Below are 20,781 nucleotides of genomic sequence, written 5' to 3' on the forward strand. Positions count from 1 at the left end.
ACCGGTTGGGGCAGCGATATTTATTGAATAAATATGCCGGGATGATACAATTTAAAATAACCGGGATGACCTTGTATGCAGGCAGCGGATAAACTAAAGAAGCTTCGGTGTATCTTAAAAGAAATGCGTTCGGTGCTGGTCGCTTTTTCCGGTGGAGCGGACAGCGCTTTCTTGCTTGCGGTAGCGGAAAGTGTCCTTAAGGGGGATGTGCTGGCGGTAACCGGGGTTTCCCCGTCGATATCCCTTAAGGAGATCGATGAGGCGTCCCAATTGGCTAAAATACTGAAAGTCAGGCACAGGAGGATAAAATATAGCCTGTCCAAAGAATTCTGGCGAAATTCCGCCAAACGGTGCTATTATTGTAAGAAGGCTTTATTTATAAGATTAAAAAATATTGCCGGAAGGCAAAAGCTGTCTTGTATTGCCGATGCCACAAATACCGATGACCGCCTTGATTATAGGCCAGGCGCAGCGGCTCTGAAGGAATTGGGAATAAGGAGCCCGCTTCAAGAAGCGGGATTGAGCAAGAAAGAGATCCGGCTGCTTTCCCGTAAGATCGGCCTTAAGTCCTGGGATAAGCAGGCGTCAGCCTGTCTTGCTTCCCGGATCCCTTATAATGAGCGCATAACTCCGGAAAAGCTTTTGCGGGTCGGCAAAGCCGAGGAATTCATCCGCGGGCTGGGTTTTGATCAGGTTAGGGTGCGTTCGCACGCAGGACTGGCTAGGGTGGAATTGGGCCGGGGAGATATTCCCAAGGCTGTTAAGGTGAAGGAAAAGATATTACGTAAATTGCGGAGCCTGGGTTTTGTTTATGTGACTGTTGATCTGGAAGGTTACCGCGTCGGTTCGCTGAATGAGGTATTGGGATGGAAAAAAATAAAATAACCGCGCTGCTTAAGCGTGTAAGAGAAAAAAAGATAACGATCAACGATGCTTTCATGAAATTAAGGCATCTGCCTTATGAGGACCTGGGTTTTGCCAAGGTCGATCATCATCGTTTGATGCGCACTGGTTTCCCCGAGGTGATCTTTTGCCAGGGGAAAACCCCGGAACAGATACTGGCGATATTCAAGGCGCTTTCCCGGAAGAATAAAAAAGTGCTTTTGACCCGTGTTGACGGGAAAATGTTCAAGAAGATCAAAAGCATAAACCGCAGGGTATTTTATAACGCGCAAGCTCGGACTGTTTGTCTTGACGGGGCAAAGCCTGTCCGGGAAGGATTGGTTTCAGTGGTCTGCGCAGGCACAGCCGATATCACGGCGGCTGAAGAGGCGGCGGTCACGGCTGAGCTTTTTGGCAGCCGCGTGGAAAGGGTCTATGATGTGGGTGTGGCAGGCCTGCACCGTCTTTTAGGCTCGTTTAAAAAAATCTCAGCAAGCCGGTGCATCATTGTTTTAGCCGGAATGGACGGTGTTTTGCCCTCGGTAATAGGCGGTCTTGCTTCCTGTCCGGTGGTCGCTGTGCCGACATCAGTGGGTTACGGCGCTAATTTTAAAGGTATCGCGCCTCTTTTGACGATGCTCAACAGCTGCGCCCCGGGAGTGTCCGTGGTTAATATCGATAACGGCTTTGGCGCCGGATACATCGCTTCTCTTATCAACAGGGGCGCGGCATGCGTGACCTAAAGCCTGTTTTGAAACAGATAGAAGGCAACGAACGGTTCCAGCGTTTGCTCGCCGGAGCCCCTTTTACCGCCGGGATCAAATCAGGGGCAGTGATACTGGCCCCCGGCGAATCCGTGGGCGAGCATAAAACCGAATCCCGGGAAGAGGCGATCGTCATATTGGAAGGCCGGGCGGATGTTCATATCCAAGGTAAATCCGCGTTTACCGCTGAAGCGCAAAGCCTGGTCTATATACCCCCTGAAACAAACCATGACATAAAAAATAACGGCGATAAGAAACTGCGCTATGTTTATGTGGTTGTTCCTGTCCTGCCTTGAGTTTATTAATATGCCACGTTGTGCTTGGCGGGTGATATAAATCTCATTGCCTAATAAGATATCCCGGGGTAAAATAATACCAAATAACTAATTCTCCCAAATAAGAGGTGCTTATGAGTGGCGTGCTCTGCATAATCCTGGGCGGCGGAAGAGGGACAAGGCTTTTTCCTTTGACCAAATACCGGGCAAAGCCCGCGGTTCCTATCGCCGGGAAATACCGTCTGATCGATGTGCCGATAAGCAATTGCCTTAATTCCGGGTTCAATAAGATATATATCCTGACCCAATTCAACTCAAAATCTCTGAATAATCATATTTCCCGCGCTTATAAGCTGGACTCATTCTTCGGTGGTTTTGTGGAGATCATTGCCGCTGACCAGGCGATGGATCATGGAGACTGGTTCCAGGGCTCGGCTGACGCGGTGCGCAAAAGCTTCAAGCATTTTAACGACCCGAGGATCAAGCATATCCTGATCCTTTCGGGGGACCAGTTGTATAAAATGGATTTCAGCAAATTATTCAATTTTCACCTGGAGAAAAAATCCCAGATAACCGTCGCCTGCAACGCGGTGGATGGGAAGGATACCTCGGAATTGGGCATCATGGGCGTAGATAAGAACCAGCGGATAAAAACTTTTGTCGAAAAGCCCGGTTCTGCCGGGGCTATTCAGGGAATGGATGTGCGGGTAGAAGGCAAGGAGAAATTTCTTGCTTCGATGGGTATTTACCTGTTTGACAAAAGCGTCCTGGAAGGCCTGTTGGCGGATAACCGCAAGGATGATTTCGGTAAAGAGGTGATCCCTCAGGCGATCGCGGATAAACCCGCGCACGCCTTTATCTATAACGGGTACTGGAAGGATATTGGTTCTATTGAATCGTTCTACCAAGAGAATATGGCGTTCACTGACCTGAAACCGCCGCTTGACCTGTTTGACGAGGACTGGCAGTTCTATACCCGTCCGCGTTATCTGCCTTTATCCCGGGTGATAAAAAGCGAGATAGAGAATTCCAATGTCGCCGAGGGGGCGATCATCGAGAGGTCCCGGATCACCCATTCTATCGTGGGTTTGAGAAGCAGGATCGGCGCGGATTCGGTTATCGAAGACTCGATCCTTATGGGTAACGACTATTATGATATGGATGCTTCCGGCGGCAAGGCTAATGCCCAGCCCGGTCTGGGTATCGGCAAGGGGTGTGTGATCAAAAAGGCGATAGTGGATAAGAATGTTCGGATCGGGGATAACGTAAAGATCGTCAACGACAAGAATGTCCGGGAATTCGAGAATGAATATTGCGTGATCCGCAACGGGATAATAATCGTTCCCAAGAATACGGTCATGCCTTCAGGCACGGTCATATAAACAGATGATAAACAAGAAAAAGGTCCTGGTGATAGATGACAGCAAGCTTATCCTCACGATGATCGCGGATGAGCTGGAAATGCGCGGGTTCGAGTTCATTGCGGTTTCCGACGGAGCTCAGGGCCTGAAGAAAGTAAAAGAATCAAAGCCCGATATTATTATCCTGGATCTTATATTGCCCGGTCTTTCCGGTGAAGAGGTGTGCCGGGAGATAAGAAGGGATGAGAGGACATTCGATATCCCGGTTATCATGCTTACCGCCAAGAATACGGACGCGGATAAGATCATCGGCAAGGTTATCGGAGCCGACTGCTATATCCCCAAGCCGTTTGAGATGGATAACCTTTTGAAGGAAATAACCCGGCTCATTAAATAACAGGTAGCATTACGATGAAGCTGCGCCGCTGCCTTTTGTTGCTCCTTGTTTTGGGAATAGCCGGTTCTCCGGCTGCCCGGGCTGAAACAGCCCAACTTTCCTGGAAAGTCCTCTCCCAGAAACTGCAAAGCCGGGTGGATAAAGGTCTCCTGGGTAATGATGTAAGGGTTTCTTTTCAGAACTGCCCTTTAGGCGACTATAAAGCTGAAGAACTGATGGCTTACACTATGCGCGGTGACGGGTGGGTTGTCATCCAGATGCGCAATAAGGTCAAGGAACTGAAGGTATCGCCTGCCGAGCTTATCTGGCTCTCTAAATTTCTGCTCGAGCATAACCTGGGGGATTTCCCGGAACAAGAATCGCCGGCGGATAACAGCGCTTCTTATGGGATAATCATCAGCATAGAAGGTCATCGTAAATCCATTCAGCTTTATAATTTGCTTAATGATGTTGACCGGGAGATCGTCTGGCAATACCTTTTCCGGCTAGGTCAGCTTATCCTGACGGAAGTGGGATTACGGGATAAAGCTGAGCCGCTGTTGCCGGTATGCAAAGGCGTAGTCGGGTATACCGAGATCGACAGCAATAACGACAGACGGGCCGAATGGCTGCGGCTGGAGCTGGGATTTTACAGCTTTAAACCGGGGGATTATACAGTTAACTTCGGCGGGTATAGACAAAATATATTTTTATCTCAAGGTAATTCCATCCGGGAGTTCGCGTTAAATACCTATTTATTGTCCAGTCCTGATCTTCAGTTGAAAGAATACCTGCAATTCGCGATAAATTCCCCGGGAGATGACCCGTTAAAACCTTATAAAATGGACCTGGGATTGGATTCTTATTTATACAAGTTAAATGTTTCCCGTTTGCAGCCGGATCTTTTTTTTAAAGGGAGCGGCCGGCATAGTTTTAGATTAGGTCTGGATCAGACCGTGTTCCTGGGGGTTAAAAGGAATGACGCGTATCCGGATGAGGTCATCCACCGCTTCAGCATATCCGGAATAGCGCCGGGTGAGGTTAGGCTTGGCCCCGGGGAAGGCGAAGGCCAGACGATAAAAGTGGATGATAATGAGATCACCTTGGATTTTTACGGATGCATTTCCAGTGCGCTGCGGCTTAAGGCGATAGAAGGTAATTACGCGGTATTTGAGACTGGGTGGAATATCCCGGATAAAGATTTGCTTAAGGAAAAGATAAGCGATTACCGGGATTACATTGCCAGCGGTAAATTCAAAGATAATGAAGAGTCTCTGAAGTTTTCTATCGGCTATTACGAGGAGTGCCTGGGGGATTTGCGCACGCTCGATGATCTGGCGGTAAGGGTGATTTATTCCCAGCCTTCAACTGGGGAGATGTTATGGGAAAATGGGTCATGAGGATAAATTTTTGTCTGTTGGGGGTTATTAATTCCCGCAGCCCGTTTTCTGTCCAGGCGCAAGAGGATAGTATCCCCCGCGGTCAAAGGTAACCCGAAAAGGAAGTTTGCTGGTCTTGGGAAATACCGCTGAATATGCCGGTCGCAGGATATTGGATATGCACGAGGAGTCTGAACAATTGGTTGAAGACGAGCGACAGCAAATTAATCCATAAAACGGTATTTTTTTCTGCGAATGATTGTATGAAAAAGATCAAGTATGAACGGTTGTTGTTTTTGATGTGTGTAATTATCAGCGGCTGCGCCGCAGTGAATTTCTCGGCCAATTATTACGATCCTCCGGATAATTACCGCGCTCAGGTAATGGGTATCTGGGACGAATTGACCGCAAGCGTAAAGGTCAGCGGTTATCAGGTGGCCATAGTCCCTGAAGGCGTATGCAAAATGGGGATCCCGGAGATCGAGGGCAGGTTGGTAAAACTGCCGGACAGCTTCATAAAATACGTTTTTCAGAATTATTACGCCGACAGAAAGAAGGTGTTCATTTGTGTGGCCAGCCATGAGATCTCTCATGTGGAGTATAACCTGCATAACATGTCAACGCCAAAAGAGCATTATGAAGTGGATAAGAAAGCCATGGAGCTGTTGAGTAACGCGGGCATATGCCGGCCGCAGGATTATTATAATACATTTCTTGTGTTGAAGGATTACTGGTTCGCCCGCAAAGGAATGGCCGGGCATATGGCTAACGCCGGATGGAATTTGGTGAGCGCGGCCAGCGTGGCCTGCGGAGGCCCGGGTTATTTCGCCAACTGGTTCGCCACTGATCTGGATAAAAGAATAGCACTTATCCGTAAGTATAACAAAATACCGCGTGGCAGCCGGTTTAAAAGGTCCAGGAAGAAAGGCGATAAGGAATGGTAAAGATATTCCGCAGGCCGGTTCATTTGATCATTATTGTGCTGTCCTTGTCATTGGCAGGATGCATGATGTCCGGCAGGATAGAAAATTCGTTATTCCTGGGGGGAAAAGGCGGTTTGACCAAATATGCCCGGGATATCGTGATCGTTCCGCCGGATTCGCGGCTGCCTGAATATGAAAAGCTGACCTATGAGATGAACTGGATCGGCATACCTGTCGGCACGCTTACTACGTCGGTAAAGGGAATAAAGAACATTAACGGCAGGGACGCGTATGTGTTGGAGGCGGTTGCCAAGACCAACGGTTTCTTTTCAAAGATCTACAGGATAGATGACCGGTTCATTTCATATATGGATGTCGAGAAGCTGCATACTTTGCGTCACGAGGTCTATCGCCGCGACGGCAGTTATAAGAAGGACGCGATAACCGATTTCGACCAGATAAGCCATAAGGCCCATTTCAAGAATTCCCTGGATAAATCCGAAAAGCATTTCGATATCCCTGATAATATCCAGGATATCTTGAGCGCCTGTTATTATTTTCGGCTTCTCGGGTTAAAAGTGGGGGACAAAGTGGAATACGATGTCTGCAGCAATGAAGACAATTATCGTTTCCTGGGTTTGATCCAGTCCAAGATGTTTATCCGGCTGCCGAAGATCGGCGAGAATGAGGCATTTCAGCTTATGCCTTACGCGAAGCTCCAGGACAAGAAGGTGGATAAAGGCAGGGTTAGCGCTTATTTTAGCTGCGATAAAAGAAGGATACCTTTATGTGCGGCGGTCAAAGGGCCGATATTCACCGAGGTGGGGATTACCCTGACTAAAATAGAATCTGAACCGCCAAACAGCATTAAAGCCAAACCTTAACAGGAGGTATTAATGGCCGAATATATCTGCCCGCATTGCCGTAAACCGGTCTATGATGATGAAGCGCTGTTGTGCCTTTATTGCGGGGAGAGCCTTAATCGCGGCAAGTTTTTTTTGAAACCCAAGCCCCTTCTGATGGTAATCGTAATAATTATTCTAATCAGCTTTCTTGCCTTTATGCTGCAGACGTTGTAGCTAACATCCTCCGGGGCATATAGATACAAATAAATGTTTTATGGGCTATTTCTGTATTCATTTGTAATCCTTAGATATGCAATTAGATGCGTACAGCGTCTACGGTTCGTCTACTGTTTATGGGAGGGAAGTTTACGCCTGGAGAAGATGTGGCTGCTTAATTTATTCGTGGCCAGAAAGATCACGCCGATAGATAACAGGATGAGCAGAAAAGCGGTGATGCTTAGCGGGTGTTTGTTCTGCGGCATATATTGCGTGGTCAGCATCTGCCAGAGCGAATAAATGGTGGTCACCATCATGAATATCGCCGGCAGGATGGTAAAAAAGGTAGCTTTTTTACGCTGGGCAAGCCATACCGAGACTACGATCAGGGTTAATGCCGCCAGGAGTTGGTTCGCCGAGCCGAAGACGGGCCATATCTGCTTAAAGCTGTTAGTATAACATAAAAGCAGCATCAGCCCGGCTGATAGACTGGCGTTGAACATATAAGATCTAAAGATCTTCGGCGGTTTTTTAATTAGTACCGACCAGAGTTCTTCGAAAAGATAACGGTTAAGCCTTACCGCGGTATCCAGCGTAGTGATCACGAATCCTTCGACCAACAATATTCCAAAGACCGTGCCTCCGGCGACCGGAAGGCCCAGCGATTTGTTCAGCAATGCGCCCATGGATAAGGCAAACGCCAGGATAGGATTCCCCTCCGTTCCTTTGCCGGCGGGATTTAGAATGCTGCTGTAGGTAGTGAAATCCAGCCCTCCTGCTACTGTCAGGATCACCAGAACAGCTAAAAGCGATTCCAGGAGCATTCCGCCGTACCCGATTTTTCTTGCGTCTGATTCCCGGGTTATTTGTTTTGAAATGGTTCCCCCGGCGACCAGCGCATGGAATCCGGAAATGGCTCCGCAGGCAACAGTAATAAAAAGGAAAGGCCAGATCGATCCCAGGATATTGGTTCCTTCGGCTATATTCAACGCCGGCGCCTGGAGCTTGATCCCCATAAAACCTCCAGAGATCACCCCGATGAACAGGAAGAAAATACCTATATAAAGTAAAAAAGAATTGGTGAAATCCCGCGGTTGAAGAAGCATCCACACCGGGACCCGGGCAGCTACAATAACGTAAAGGGTTAACAGGATCATCCAGATTTTGGGATCGAGGGTGACCGGAAGGACCACGCCTATGATTATGGCGAGCATCCCGATGACCAAGGCAAAAAGCCCGACTATCGCGACATTGCGCTGTTTTTTATAGAGCAGGAAGCCGATGAATGGCGCGCACAGGGTCATTATGATCACTGAAGTTGACGCGATCCCGCCGATGCGGGCTTTGACTATGCCGTCGGATCCGGTTATGGTTTTTAGTATTGTTTCCCCGGGGCCGACTTTCATGGCTTCCAGCGGGACCATGGATGTAAGCGATATGGTGGTCAAGGCGAGAAAGGCGGAAGTGACATAAACCAGCATTATAATGGTGAAAGAGATAAGCAGAAAAAAACCGAATCGGCCCAGGGTGCGGTCAGCGACCTCGGCGATAGAATGCCCTTTTTCCCGTATGCTTACAAAAAGCGCGGTGTAATCCTGGACCGCGCCTATAAAGACCGTACCCAGGACCACCCATAAAAATACCGGAAGATAACCGAATATAAGGGCTATTGTCGGCCCGATTATAGGGCCTGCTCCGGCTATGGAAGCAAAATGGTGTGAGAAGATCACTTCCAGCTTTGTCGGCACGTAATCTACGTCATCCTTCATAGCAACAGCCGGGGTGGGGGTTTTGTCGTTTTCGTTAAATACGCGGGAAATGAATTTTCCGTAGAAACGGTAGGCAAGGAAATAAACCGGCAGGGAGAGTATTAGTAATAATCCTATATTCATATTCTTAAGAAATAAACGATAGTTATATAAAGTTTACGCCTGGATAGTATTGCCGTCAAGATTTTTATAGTTCAACAGATGCGGGGGAGTTGTTCGCCGGTAAGCATGTCCAGGATCCTGGTTGACCCTATAGCGGTGCGCAGCAATACCAGAGGGGTATCTTTTTTGATTACCTCCCCGATGATGCGGGAATTTTTTCCCAGGGGGTTCTTGCGCATCGCCGATAATATTTTTTTGCTTTCACTTCCCGGGGCAAATACCAGCACCTTGCCTTCGTTAGCCATGTATAAAGGATCAATGCCTAAGAGCTCACAAACGCCTTTTACCGCTTCGGGTATCGGCAGGCTGTCTTCGTCGACCTGGATGCGCACACCGGATTGCAAGGCGACCTCATTAAGGGTGGTAGCCACGCCGCCTCGGGTGGGATCGCGCATTACATGGACCTTAGAAGAGGTTTTTAATATACAGGCTATCAGGTGATTAAGGGCGGCGCAGTCGCTTTTTATGTTGGTTTCCAGCTTGTAATCCTGCCGGGCGGACATTACCGCTGCCCCGTGCTCGCCGATGTTGCCGTTGATGATGATTGCGTCACCAGCCTTAGCGTTATTGCCTGATACCTTTACTTTGGCATCAACCATTCCTATCCCTGTAGTATTGATAAAGATCCCGTCGCAAGAGTTTTTCTCAACCACCTTGAAATCACCGCCGATGATCTCGACCCCGGCGAGTTTTGCTGCCTCGGCCATTGAGCGGATCACTTTCTTCAATAGGCTGATCTCAAATCCTTCTTCTACTATGCAGGCGGCAGTAAGGTATAATGGCTTGGCGGCCATTACCGCGAGGTCGTTTACAGTGCCGCAGACCGCCAGTTTACCGATATCCCCTCCCGGGAAGAATAGGGGGTGGACCACAAATGAGTCGGTGGTGAAGGCGAGCCTGCCTTTGCAGTCAAATATCGCGGCGTCGTCGGCCTTATCCAGAATGGGGTTGGAGAAGCAAGGGAAGACGACCTCTTTTAAAAGTCTGTGGCTTAGCTTCCCGCCGCTGCCGTGTCCTAAAAGTATCCGTTCTTCCATATCAACGATTGTATTTATACCAGGCGGCACAGGTCCCTTCAGAAGAGACCATGCACGGGCCATAAGGATTTTCCGGGGTGCAGGCTTTCGCGAAAAGTCCGCATTGATCCGGGGTTTTTACTCCTCGTAATACCTGTCCGCATAAACAATTCCCGGGCCGGACCGGGTTTTTTACCGTCAGATCGAATTTTTCCTTTGCGTTGAATTTCTTGAAATCGCTGTTCAGGTTAAGTCCGCTTTCCGGAATTGTCCCTAATCCCCGCCATCTGGCTTCGGTCGTCGTGAATACGTCTTTGAGCAATTCCCGGGCAAGGGGATTTCCTTCGGGGCGCACCGCGCGCTTATACTGGATCTCAACCTCAGCGCGCTCTTCGCGGATCTGTTTCAAAAGCATCAGTATCGATTCCAGTATATCCACCGGCTCAAAGCCGGAGATAACGCAAGGTATTTTATGCTGGGAAGCGACGAATTCGTAACTCGCGCTGCCGATTATGCTGGAAACGTGCCCCGGGCAGATAAAACCGTCCAACCTCAGTTCTTTTGCTTTAAGCAAAGCTTCCAACGCCGGCGGTATAAGCTTATGGCAAGGGTAGATCGAGAAATTATCCAGCTTATTTTCGCGCGCGTCGGAGACTGCCGAGGCTATGGCAGGAGAGGTGGTCTCAAATCCCACTGCCAAGAAAACCACTTCCTTGTTCTTATTCTCCCTGGCTATTTCCAGGCTGTCTAACGGGCTGTAAACGCTGCGTATATCGCATCCCTTGGCGCGTTCTTTTTCCAGGGAGCTGGTTGTTCCCGGAACCCTGAGCATATCCCCGAAGGAAGTAGAGATGACATTCTTTATCCCGGCCAGCTTGAGCATGCTGTCAATATCCCCTTGATCGGTCACGCACACCGGGCATCCAGGGCCGGAGATTATGTTAACTCCTTGCGGCAGTATTTGTTTTATCCCTGAGCGGAATATGGCCATGGTATGCGTCCCGCAGACTTCCATTAGATTTATATTCTGCGGTTTCAGCCTTTTTATCCGCTGCGCCAGTTTTTTAACAATATCTTTGTCACGAAATTCGTCTATATATTTCATTTTTACTCGTCGTAATATATCTGTTCCAGCAATTTAAGGGTTTCCTTTGCCTGTTCTTCATCGATTTTCTCAATAGCGAAACCCGCGTGCACCAGGATATAGTCGCCGACTTGCAGGCCTTCCAGGAAACGCACATCTACCAGGCGTTTTACGCCGGCCATATTCACTTGCGCGGAATTTTCTTTTATCTTGATCACTTTAACTGGTATGGCAAGGCACATATTGTTTTCCTTTTCAAGACCCGGTCTTGTAACTTATTCTGCCGCAGCGTTTTGTAAGACCGGGTCTTGAAACGCGTTGGCGATGGCTGCTTGGCCGAGTGAAATCGCTCCGTCATTAGCCGGCAAAAGCTGGTTATAATAAACCGTGAATTTATCCCGGCGTAGATTATCCAGGCATGTTTCAAGGAACAACCTGTTCTGAAAAACCCCGCCGGAAAGGACTGCCGTTTCGAGACCGTTCCTCTCGCGCATTATCCTGCAGGCCTGGGCCACGGCCTTTGCCAGTCCGTTGTGAAATTTCCGGGCAATGTCTTTTTTATCGATCCTTTTTTTAATATCTTCGACCAGCTGCCGGATAGCCGTTTGGGGCTTGATAATGAATAGACCGTTATCATTCCGTATCATAAAATCGTAACTTTTATCGCTGCGGGATCCTTCGGCAAGCATTTGTAATCTTATCGCCGCTTCAGCCTCAAAAGTTATTATATCACAAATTCCCGCCAGCGCACTCACTCCGTCAAAAAGGCGGCCGCAACTGGAAGTAAGCAGGGGATTTATCTGGGCGGAGTTGATGACTCGGTCCAGGTCCTTGCGGTATTTCGCGGTAAAGGGGATCTTTATCCCGGACAGGTCCGGGCCAAAGGTCTTATACAGGTAACTTATGCCCATGCGGAAAGGCTCCTGCGTCGCTTTATCCCCGCCGGGCATCGGCGTATATTCCAAGTGCCCTTTCCTTTGAAAGCCTTTCAGGTCTCCGGCGAAGAACTCTCCGCCCCATACCTTGCCGTCCGTGCCATAACCTATCCCGTCCAGGCAGACCCCGATGACCTTTCCTTTTATCCGGTGTTCGCAGATAACGCTGGCCAGATGGCTGTGATGGTGCTGGATCTGGATGATTTTTACCTTTGGTTTATTTTCTTTGTATTGCAGCGCGTATTTTGTGGAAAGATAATCCGGGTGAAGGTCGCAGGCGATTATTTCCGGTTTCATTCCCAACAATCCGCAAAGCCTGTTTATTGTCTCCTGGTAAAAGGTGAATGCGGGGTAAGTCTTCAGGTCGCCGATGAACTGGCTTAAGAAAGCGAAATTATCTTTTGCCAGGCAAAATGTGTTTTTAAGTTCGGCCCCGCAGGCCAGAATATTCTTCATCCGGTTGTCAGTGAAGAACGGGAAAGGCGCATATCCCCGGCTGCGGCGCAGGAGTACGGGTTTTTCGTCCATTATCTGGACGATGGAATCGTCGGTCCGGTTATGTATACGGCGGTTATGGACCAGGAAATAATCGCAGACCCCGCCCAGGTTATTTATTGCCAGGGTATTCTCTATTTCTATGGGTTCGTCGCTGATATTCGCGCTGGTCATTACCAGTTTGCTTAACGCATTGCCGGGCAAGGTCTCTGCGTCCAAAAGAAGATGGTGCAGGGGCGCGTAAGCCAGCATCACGCCCAAACAATTATTATAAGGACTGAGCAGGCGGGTGATCTTATTCTCCAGCTTCTTCTTTAATAAAAGGATCGGGCTTTCCGGGCTGGAAAGTATCTTTTCCTCAAGGCCGGATATCTCGCACCATCGGGTTAGCTCTCGGATATCTTTTACCATTATGGCAAAAGGTTTATACGGCCGTTTCTTGCGCTCTCTTAAAAGACGGATCGCTTTAGGGTTATCCGCGTCGCAACTGATATGAAATCCGCCGATACCTTTTATGGCTAAGATCTTGCCTGATTTCAATAATTTTACAGTCTCAAGAAGGGCTTTTTTCCCTTTGGCCAGGGTTTTTGTCCGGCGCCCGCGAAGCTGAACTAATTCCAGGGCCGGGCCGCATATAGAGCAGGCATTAGGCTGGGCGTGAAAGCGTCGCTGATCGATATCCTTGTATTCGGCCTTACAGTCAGGACACATTTTGAAGCCGGCCATGGTAGTCAGAGGCCGGTCGTAGGGAAGGTCTTTGATAATCGAGAAACGCGGGCCGCAATTGGTGCAATTTATAAAAGGGTAAAGAAATCTGCGGTCAGAGGGATCAAAAAGCTCTTTAAGGCAGTCAGGGCAGGTCGCTATGTCAGGGCTTATTAATGCCGATTGTCCCCGGGTTTTTAGGCTTTCCTTGATCGAGAAATCACTGTAACCGGCAGGTTTAACAAAGTTTATATCTTTCTTGGTGACCCTTGCCAGGGGAGGGAGTTCCTTTCCCAGGTTTTCAAAGAATGATAATATATTTTCCCTGACAGCCTCCACGTGTATCTCTACTCCGCTGGAAGTGTTTAAGACGAAACCGGTTAACGCAAGTTCGCGGCAGAGGCGAAGGATGAACGGCCGGAAGCCTACTCCTTGGACAACTCCTTCGAGGTGTATTTTCGCAGCGTAGACCATAAGTCATTTTAACATAAGAATCCGGATAAAGCACGAATATTTGAAAGCTATTGAGATTATTAAGGTAAGAATTAAAATTTTCTTGACAACCCTGTGTATTTATGTTAAAAGAAAACAGGTCAGTGCAGGTAAAAGTAAATTCACAAGGGTCAGAAAAATTGATAAAAGCCACGTTTATCAAAATTTAGAAATCCTGTAAGCTCAAGCAATGCTTGAGCTTTTTTGTTTCCCTTGCTTAGAGAGTGTGGCTTGTTTTTGGGATAAATGTTCGGGGAATGAAGTAGGGATGGTTCCTGGATTCCCGGCGGCTTGCCGCGGGGAGCTTCATTTCTAAAGATGATTAAAAAGGAGGTAGCAAATGGAACTTACGAGGCGAGAGTTTTTGAAGCTGTGCAGCGCTTCAGCGGTCGGTATGGGTATTTCTCAGCTTGTTATCCCGGAATTGGTCCAAGCTATGGAACAGGCTGCTTCTACCAAACCCCCGGTTATCTGGCTTCAGGGTTCTAATTGCACCGGCTGCGTTGTTTCTTTGCTTAATACCGCGCATCCTACTATAGCGGAGGTCTTGCTTAAGATCATTGACCTGCATTACCTGCCGACTGTTATGGCAGCTTCAGGGGAAACAGCTGTTAATTACCTTGATATAATATCTGAAAAGGCAAAAGGCGAATATTTCCTGCTGGTTGAAGGCGCTGTGTCGACAAAAGACGATGGTATCTATTGCACCATCGGCCAGAAAGACGGCAAGGAGATGACTTTCCTTGAGACTATCAAGACCCTCGGGCCCAAGGCCAAGGCGATTATTTCTGTTGGAGATTGCGCTTCGTTCGGAGGGATATCTGCGGCAAAACCGAATCCTACTGGATGTAAACCGGTAAGTGAGGTTGTTTCCGGAGTCCCAATTATTAATATCCAAGGCTGCCCGCCGCATCCGGACTGGTTATTGGGAACAATTGTCCATGTGCTTCTTTTCGGATTGCCTGAACTTGACGATAAAGGCAGGCCGAAAATGTTCTATGGAGAGACAGTTCATCAAAATTGCCCGAACTATTCTTATTTTGCAGAAGGGAAAATGGCCACCAAGATCGGCGAAAAAGGTTGCCTTATTCAATTAGGCTGCAAAGGCCCGATGGCCAGCTCGGATTGTCCTTTACGCAAATGGAACTCAGGCGTTAATTGGTGTGTCGGCGTGGGCGCGCCTTGTATCGGTTGCTCCAGCCCGGATTTCCCGGATGGGATGTCGCCGTTCTATTCCGCTCTGCCTAAGGATAAATGGCCTAAAAAGGATAGCGAGATTGCTTAGTCAATTTACCGGACACCCCGCGCTGAAAGGATTGCGCTGGGCGGACACCCGGCGCAATCGGAATATGCGCCGGTGTTGATTATCTAATCAAGGAGGTTTTGATGGCTACTCAGAAAATAGTAATAGATCCGGTAACAAGGATCGAAGGACATTTAAAAATAACCTGCGAAGTGGATGACGGGAAAATAATCGACGCGTACAGCTCCGGGACTATGTGGCGCGGTATCGAGGTTATTTTAAGAGGCCGCGACCCGCGTGACGCCCAGCATATTACCCAGAGGATCTGCGGGGTATGCCCTATGGCCCATGGAACAGCCGCGACCCTCTGTTTGGACGACGCGTTCAAGGTCACTATCCCGGATAACGGCAGGATCATCCGTAACCTGCTTTTAGGTTCCAACCACATTCAATCGCATATACTGCATTTTTATCACCTGGCAGCCCTTGACTATGTTATCGGGCCGGATATTCCGCCGTTCGTCCCCAGGTATAAAGGGGACTTTCGTCTGCCCAAAGACTTGAACGACGCTTATGTGGCGCATTACCTGCAGGCTTTGGAGATGCGTAAAAAGGCCCATGAAATGCTGGCGGTTTTCGGCGGCAAAATGCCTCCCCAGATGACCATGCTTCCCGGCGGTGTAACTGTTACGCCTACCGTGGATAAGATCGCCTCGTTTCTCTGGCGTCTGCGTGAACTTCAGGCGTTCATCAATGACGTGTATATCCCGGATGTCTTAGGTGTTGCCGAGGTGTATTCCGACTACAAGAAAATCGGTATCGGGCATGGCAATCTTCTTGCTTACGGAGGATTCCCGCTGGACAGCCAAAACAAAGAAAAATTCTTCAAGGCAGGGCGTTATACCAAAGGCAGTATCGTCGGGTTTGATCCTTTAAAGGTCACCGAGGATATAAAATATTCCTGGTATAAAAGCGGAGGTTCAGGTAAGAATCCTTATGACGGGGTTACTGACCCTGATGCTGAAAAGAAAGATGCCTATAGCTGGTTGAAAGCCCCCAGATACGACAATCAGCCGTATGAAGTGGGTCCGTTGGCCAGAATGTGGGTAAACGGCGATTATCGCCAGGGTATTTCTGTTATCGACCGCCATGCGGCCCGCGCTATAGAGGCTAAGAAGATCGCCGAGGCGATGGAAGGCTGGCTGCTTCAATTAAAACCCGGCGCTCCGTCCTGGGCAGAATACAAGGTTCCGGAATCCGGAGAGGGTATGGGGTTGACCGAAGGCGCCCGTGGAGCTTTGGGACATTGGATCAAGATAGCAAAGGGCAAGATAGAAAATTATCAGGCGGTAGTTCCTACTACCTGGAATTGCGGCCCGCGCGATGATAAAGGCGTACGCGGACCGGTGGAAGAATCGCTGGTAGGCACCGCTATAGCTGATGCCGAGAATCCTCTGGAGATAGTCAGGATCATCCGTTCGTTCGACCCTTGTATTGCCTGCGCGGTCCATTTGATCAGGCCGAACAACGGCGCAGAGATCAAGAAGTTCCGCGTTGTCTGATCCGGGAATGAAAAGAGTCATCGGCTGCGGTAATCTTCTGATGCAAGATGAAGGCATCGGGGTGCATCTTATAGAGTATCTCAAGGGGAAAACTATCCCTCAGGGCGTGGAATTGGTTGACGGCGGTTGCAGCGGTTTTGACCTTCTGGGATTCATTCAGGAATCCCGGGAAGTCGTTATCGTTGACGCGGTAAAAGCCGGAGGCAAGCCCGGGGATATTTATAAGTTCTCGCCGGATGATTATCGGACCGATACCTTCCCCAAGACTTCGCTTCACGATGTCTCGCTTAAAGATATCTTCGAGATCGTTAAGAAGACCGGCAACTTGCCCAGAATAACCATTTTCGGGGTAGAACCAAAAACAATAGACTGGGGTATGGAGCTTACGCCGGAGGTGGGTGAGGTCTTGCCCAGGCTCGCGGAATTGGTCATAAAGGAGATTCATCATGCATGAGGTTGGCGTAGCCCGTGAGATCTTGAAATTAACCCTGGAGAAAGCGGGCAATAAAAAAGTAAAAAGCATAAAGATCGAATTAGGCGATGACGGGCACACAACGCCGGAGACATTAATCAACGCTTTTCAGATGGTCGCCAAGGGGAGTATTGCTGAATCAGCCAGGCTGGATATAAATAAGGGGCAGGGCCTGGAATCCCGGGTATTGGAACTGGAAGTGGAGAATTAGTATGTTCAATATCGGGATGCCGGAGTTGATCATTATTTTCATAGTGGCACTGGTGATCTTGGGCCCTAAGCGCCTCCCGGAGATCGGCCGCCAGATCGGCAAGGCTATGTCCCAGCTAAAACGTGTTACAAGCGATCTTAAGCAGGCATTGGAAAACGAGCCGCCTGAAGATATAAAAGACGAAGTCAGGGAAAAACTTGGAAAAATCCCCGAAGATAAGACAACCTGATGATCCTATCCCCTTGCTGGAGCATCTGGGTGAGTTAAGAAACGGCCTGGTTTATTCGGCAATAGCGATATTTATCTGCGGCAGCGCGGTTTACTCCAAGGTTAATATTGTAATCGAAAATATCGCCGCGCCGGTCGGCAAACTCTATTTTATAAGTCCGTTCGAGGCCTTCTGGTGCCAGATCAAGATAGCTTTTTTTCTGGGGCTTTTATTAAGCCTGCCGGTCGTTCTCTTTCAGTTGTGGAGTTTTGTCCAGAAGGGGCTTTTGCCTAAGGAGAAAAGGTATATTCTCCTGGTGACGCTGGTTTCTTTCCTGCTTTTTGTCGGCGGGGTGTTTTTTTGCTATTTTCTGATTCTTCCGGTCGGGGTCAAGTTCCTTTTGGCTAGCGGATCCGATGTGGTCCTCCCGATGCTGAGCATCTCGAGGTACCTTTCTTTTGTGATCGGCCTGGTGTTTTCATTCGGGATGGTCTTTGAGCTGCCGGTGGTCATCGGATTTCTGGTCAAGGCGGGTATGCTTAAGGCGCAGACTTTGATCCGGCAGTGGAGATTCGCAGTTGTTATTATATTCATCGCCGCCGCCGTGCTTACGCCCGGGCCTGATGTTTTCTCCCAGGCGTTAATGGCCGGGCCGTTGTTGATCTTGTACGCAGCAAGTGTGGCTATAGCTAAAATAATCGAGAGGAGGAAATAATGAAAGGTATAGGCATGGGAGAATTGATCGTTATCCTGCTGATAGTCCTGGTTATTTTCGGCGCGGGAAAGATACCGGATATATTCAAGTCTTTCGGCCAAGGGATCAAGGAATTCAAGAAGGGAATCAATGAGAAGCCCGACGACGAAAAACAGGATAAGAAGGAATAAAAAGGCTTGACAAAACGGGCATTGTTTTGTATCCTAAGTATCAAAAGGATAGATATTTAAGTATAAATTAGAGGCCATAATAAAGGAGGTGCTGGATGAGGAAATGGGCGTTGTTGGTTTTATTGCTAACCTTTGGTTTTGTGACAGTAGGGGCTTTATTCCTGGGAGGCGCTACTGTCTCGGCGCAGGAACAGAAGTTTGTCGGGGCTGAAAAATGCAAAGGCTGCCATCCTCAGCAGTTCACGGATTTTGAGAGCCGTAAATTCACCAAGGCCTGGACAGTCCTGCAGATGCGCGGCAAGACCAAGGACCCCGCATGTTTAGTTTGCCATGTCACCGGATACGGCCAGCCCGGAGGGTTTATTTCCGAAGATGTCACTCCGCAGTTAAAATACAAGCAGTGTGAGGTCTGCCATGGGGCCGGAAATACTCATGTTATGAACCCCGGCGATACCGTTGCCCGTCAGGCAATGAAGGATTACGTGAGCAAGCGTAATGTTTGCATCGATTGCCACAAATGTATGAAGACCCACAAAGAAGCGGATTTTTAAGAGTAAATTTAAAATAAACCGAAAAATGTGTTTTTGATGTGTTGATCCAAACGCGGCTCCCGGTGAGCGACGAGAGTTGCCGGGAGCCGTAGTAATAAGCAGGGATTCAGCGTTTTTATCATAAATCATATTCCATAGATCGAAAAACAGGGTGGGGTCAGAGAAAGCAAGCAAATCGATATTATTAACAGGGTGAACCCGGGAGGGGTAAATGTTGGAAGTCTTGAAGAAATCCATAGGAACAAAACTTACCTTATGGCTGAGTATCGGCTTGATCATTATCCTTTCAATAATCACCGTGATGAACGTCGTATCCCAGAATAAAACATTGTTCAATAGGGAGAAAGACACCGCAGATAAGCTTTCGGATACGGTTTTTACCGCCATCCGTTATCCTATGATGACCGGGGACCAGGACGTGATCCAGATGCAATTCGACCAGTATAAAACCCTGGAAGGGATAGTCGGGATGCATCTTTTGGACCATACCGCGACCATCAAACGGACTACCGAAAAGGATTTAAAGGATCAAAAACTCAGCGTTGCCAATATAGATGCCGCGCTGAAGGGCAAAGCATTTTCCGGTTTAGAAAAATCATTGGTCGGGCAAAAGAAGGTTTTTACGATAATCCGGCCGATAAAGAATGAAAAGAAATGTTTTTCCTGCCATGGTTCGGCCACAGAGGTTTTAGGCGTTTTGCGGATCGCTTTAGATTGGTCTCCTATCGAGCGCGATATGTCAATGACGAAAAAGTCAAACATCTTCTTTTCTTTGGTCGGCCTGGGCCTGATGAGCTTCCTGGTCTTTTTTCTGCTAAAAGTAATGTTGAGCGTTCCGGTAGGCGTGCTTATAAAAGGGAGCATCCCTTTGAGCATGGGCGACTTGACCCAGAAGATCAAGATCACCGGAAAAGATGAATTGGGAAGGCTCGCCGATTCTTTCAATATGATCATCAGTTCAATGAACCAGATCGTGTCGCAGGTGCGTTCCAGCGCCGACAAAGTGGCCAGTTCCGCGCAGGAGATGTCGTCTTCAGCCGAGGAAATGAACGCCACTACCCAGGAAGTATCCAACGCTATACAGAAGGTCAGTAAAGGCGCGAATACTCAGGCGGAGAAAGTCGAAGAAACCTTCGAGACTATGGAAAAGACCTCGACCAGCATCAAGCAGATGGTATCTAACGCCCAGACCGCCAGCCTTGCCGTGAGCCATACCAGCACCAGGGCGGAGGCCGGCCGTGTTACTGCCCAGGAAACCGTGGATAAGATCGAGAGGCTGACTGCCACCGTAGGCGATACAGCCAAGGTTATCCAGAATCTCGGACAGATGTCGCAGCAGATCGGAGAGATCACCGAGACCATTACTTCTATCGCGGATCAGACAAATCTTCTCGCTCTTAACGCCGCTATCGAAGCCGCGCGCGCCGGCGAGGCCGGACGCGGGTTTGCGGTAGTTGCCGAGGAAGTAAGGAAACTTGCCGAAGGATCGGCGGAAGCTGTCAGGAAGATTGGAGGGCTTATCCGTTCTATCCAGAGCGAGACCAACCGCGCGGTCAATGCCATAGAGGCAAGCTCCAAGGAAGTCCAGGAAGGCAAGATCCAGGTTTCCAAGATCGCCGATGTGTTGACCGAGATCAATAAAGCCGCCCGCGAGGCAGCAGGCGTCGCCAATGATATCGCTACTGCCGGTCAGGAACGGATAGTTGAGGTTGATCGCACAGTAAAATCAATAAATGAAGTCGCTTCTATCGCCAAGGAATCAGCTTCTACTGTTCAGGAGGTGTCTTCCAGCACTCAGGAGCAGACCGCTTCAATGGAAGAGATGTCCGCGTCTGCCCAGGAGCTTGCCCGTCTGGCCATGGACCTGAAAGAGATGGTCGGAAAGTTCAAGCTGGATGATAAAGAAAACTCCGGCAGGAAAAGAGAAGCGTAAAAGGTAAAATATTGCCCGTAACAAAAAAGCCCCGCAG

The 20,781-nt window shown here is 48.8% G+C and carries 23 protein-coding genes; 18 read left to right on the plus strand and 5 right to left on the minus strand.

Going from position 1 to position 20,781, the window contains the following annotated elements:
- Window positions 1-75 precede the first annotated feature (75 nt).
- The 9 genes from larE to M0R35_02610 all read left to right on the plus strand — a co-directional run bounded on the left by larE (window position 76) and on the right by M0R35_02610 (window position 7,039).
- Window positions 76-885: an ATP-dependent sacrificial sulfur transferase LarE gene (gene larE, locus M0R35_02570; protein MCK9594542.1), complete on the plus strand. Its 810-nt coding sequence runs from the start codon at window positions 76-78 to the stop codon at window positions 883-885.
- Complete coding sequence (gene larB / locus M0R35_02575) at window positions 867-1,625, plus strand: nickel pincer cofactor biosynthesis protein LarB (GenBank protein ID MCK9594543.1); 759 nt, start codon at window positions 867-869, stop codon at window positions 1,623-1,625. The genes larE and larB overlap by 19 nt, the downstream gene beginning before the upstream one ends.
- Window positions 1,613-1,942 (plus strand): cupin domain-containing protein, encoded by a 330-nt coding sequence (locus M0R35_02580; GenBank protein ID MCK9594544.1) that lies wholly within the window; start codon window positions 1,613-1,615, stop codon window positions 1,940-1,942. Before larB ends, M0R35_02580 begins: the two co-directional genes overlap by 13 nt.
- Window positions 1,943-2,055: 113 nt before the next feature.
- Window positions 2,056-3,303: a glucose-1-phosphate adenylyltransferase gene (locus M0R35_02585; GenBank protein ID MCK9594545.1), complete on the plus strand. Its 1,248-nt coding sequence runs from the start codon at window positions 2,056-2,058 to the stop codon at window positions 3,301-3,303.
- Between the two features lie 4 nt (window positions 3,304-3,307).
- Entirely contained in the window at window positions 3,308-3,679 is a 372-nt protein-coding gene (locus M0R35_02590; GenBank protein ID MCK9594546.1) for a response regulator, read from the plus strand.
- A gap of 14 nt (window positions 3,680-3,693) precedes the next feature.
- Window positions 3,694-5,058, plus strand: a complete 1,365-nt coding sequence (locus M0R35_02595; GenBank protein ID MCK9594547.1) for a hypothetical protein — start codon at window positions 3,694-3,696, stop codon at window positions 5,056-5,058.
- A 242-nt stretch (window positions 5,059-5,300) separates the two neighbouring features.
- Entirely contained in the window at window positions 5,301-5,981 is a 681-nt protein-coding gene (locus tag M0R35_02600) for a hypothetical protein (protein MCK9594548.1), read from the plus strand.
- Window positions 5,975-6,844: a DUF3108 domain-containing protein gene (locus tag M0R35_02605; protein ID MCK9594549.1), complete on the plus strand. Its 870-nt coding sequence runs from the start codon at window positions 5,975-5,977 to the stop codon at window positions 6,842-6,844. Before M0R35_02600 ends, M0R35_02605 begins: the two co-directional genes overlap by 7 nt.
- A gap of 12 nt (window positions 6,845-6,856) precedes the next feature.
- Complete coding sequence (locus M0R35_02610) at window positions 6,857-7,039, plus strand: hypothetical protein (protein MCK9594550.1); 183 nt, start codon at window positions 6,857-6,859, stop codon at window positions 7,037-7,039.
- Between the two features lie 110 nt (window positions 7,040-7,149).
- Here M0R35_02610 and M0R35_02615 read toward each other — a convergent pair whose 3' ends face one another.
- The 5 genes from M0R35_02615 to hypF form a co-directional block, all read right to left on the minus strand.
- Window positions 7,150-8,913 carry a carbon starvation protein A gene (locus M0R35_02615; protein MCK9594551.1) on the minus strand — a complete coding sequence of 588 codons (1,764 nt, stop codon included), beginning with the start codon at window positions 8,911-8,913 and terminating at the stop codon, window positions 7,150-7,152.
- Between the two features lie 71 nt (window positions 8,914-8,984).
- Complete coding sequence (gene hypE / locus M0R35_02620) at window positions 8,985-9,989, minus strand: hydrogenase expression/formation protein HypE (protein MCK9594552.1); 1,005 nt, start codon at window positions 9,987-9,989, stop codon at window positions 8,985-8,987.
- A 1-nt stretch (window position 9,990) separates the two neighbouring features.
- On the minus strand, window positions 9,991-11,073 hold the full coding sequence (gene hypD / locus M0R35_02625; protein ID MCK9594553.1) for a hydrogenase formation protein HypD: 1,083 nt from the start codon (window positions 11,071-11,073) through the stop codon (window positions 9,991-9,993).
- A 2-nt stretch (window positions 11,074-11,075) separates the two neighbouring features.
- On the minus strand, window positions 11,076-11,294 hold the full coding sequence (locus M0R35_02630; protein MCK9594554.1) for a HypC/HybG/HupF family hydrogenase formation chaperone: 219 nt from the start codon (window positions 11,292-11,294) through the stop codon (window positions 11,076-11,078).
- 33 nt (window positions 11,295-11,327) lie between these two features.
- Entirely contained in the window at window positions 11,328-13,661 is a 2,334-nt protein-coding gene (gene hypF, locus M0R35_02635; protein ID MCK9594555.1) for a carbamoyltransferase HypF, read from the minus strand.
- A gap of 358 nt (window positions 13,662-14,019) precedes the next feature.
- On the opposite strand from hypF, the gene M0R35_02640 reads away from it, so the two are divergent.
- The 9 genes from M0R35_02640 (at window position 14,020) to M0R35_02680 (ending at window position 20,744) form a co-directional block, all read left to right on the plus strand.
- Window positions 14,020-14,964 (plus strand): hydrogenase small subunit, encoded by a 945-nt coding sequence (locus tag M0R35_02640; GenBank protein MCK9594556.1) that lies wholly within the window; start codon window positions 14,020-14,022, stop codon window positions 14,962-14,964.
- 98 nt (window positions 14,965-15,062) lie between these two features.
- The gene (locus tag M0R35_02645; protein MCK9594557.1) at window positions 15,063-16,484 is read left to right on the plus strand and encodes a nickel-dependent hydrogenase large subunit; all 1,422 of its coding nucleotides are present in this window, start codon (window positions 15,063-15,065) and stop codon (window positions 16,482-16,484) included.
- Window positions 16,485-16,491: 7 nt separating this feature from the next.
- Window positions 16,492-16,938, plus strand: coding sequence for a HyaD/HybD family hydrogenase maturation endopeptidase (locus M0R35_02650; GenBank protein MCK9594558.1), 447 nt, complete (start codon window positions 16,492-16,494; stop codon window positions 16,936-16,938).
- Window positions 16,931-17,167 carry a hydrogenase/urease maturation nickel metallochaperone HypA gene (locus M0R35_02655; GenBank protein MCK9594559.1) on the plus strand — a complete coding sequence of 79 codons (237 nt, stop codon included), beginning with the start codon at window positions 16,931-16,933 and terminating at the stop codon, window positions 17,165-17,167. The genes M0R35_02650 and M0R35_02655 overlap by 8 nt, the downstream gene beginning before the upstream one ends.
- Window position 17,168: 1 nt before the next feature.
- Window positions 17,169-17,396, plus strand: coding sequence for a Sec-independent protein translocase protein TatB (gene tatB, locus M0R35_02660; protein ID MCK9594560.1), 228 nt, complete (start codon window positions 17,169-17,171; stop codon window positions 17,394-17,396).
- Window positions 17,365-18,090 carry a twin-arginine translocase subunit TatC gene (gene tatC / locus M0R35_02665; GenBank protein ID MCK9594561.1) on the plus strand — a complete coding sequence of 242 codons (726 nt, stop codon included), beginning with the start codon at window positions 17,365-17,367 and terminating at the stop codon, window positions 18,088-18,090. Before tatB ends, tatC begins: the two co-directional genes overlap by 32 nt.
- Window positions 18,090-18,260, plus strand: coding sequence for a twin-arginine translocase TatA/TatE family subunit (gene tatA / locus M0R35_02670; GenBank protein ID MCK9594562.1), 171 nt, complete (start codon window positions 18,090-18,092; stop codon window positions 18,258-18,260). Before tatC ends, tatA begins: the two co-directional genes overlap by 1 nt.
- 95 nt (window positions 18,261-18,355) lie before the next feature.
- Window positions 18,356-18,811 (plus strand): cytochrome C, encoded by a 456-nt coding sequence (locus M0R35_02675; protein MCK9594563.1) that lies wholly within the window; start codon window positions 18,356-18,358, stop codon window positions 18,809-18,811.
- 211 nt (window positions 18,812-19,022) lie between these two features.
- Window positions 19,023-20,744: a methyl-accepting chemotaxis protein gene (locus tag M0R35_02680; protein MCK9594564.1), complete on the plus strand. Its 1,722-nt coding sequence runs from the start codon at window positions 19,023-19,025 to the stop codon at window positions 20,742-20,744.
- The last annotated feature ends 37 nt before the right edge of the window (window positions 20,745-20,781 follow it).

Source organism: Candidatus Omnitrophota bacterium (assembly GCA_023227985.1).
In the GTDB taxonomy this organism is placed as follows: Bacteria; Omnitrophota; Gorgyraeia; order Gygaellales; family Profunditerraquicolaceae; genus JALOCB01.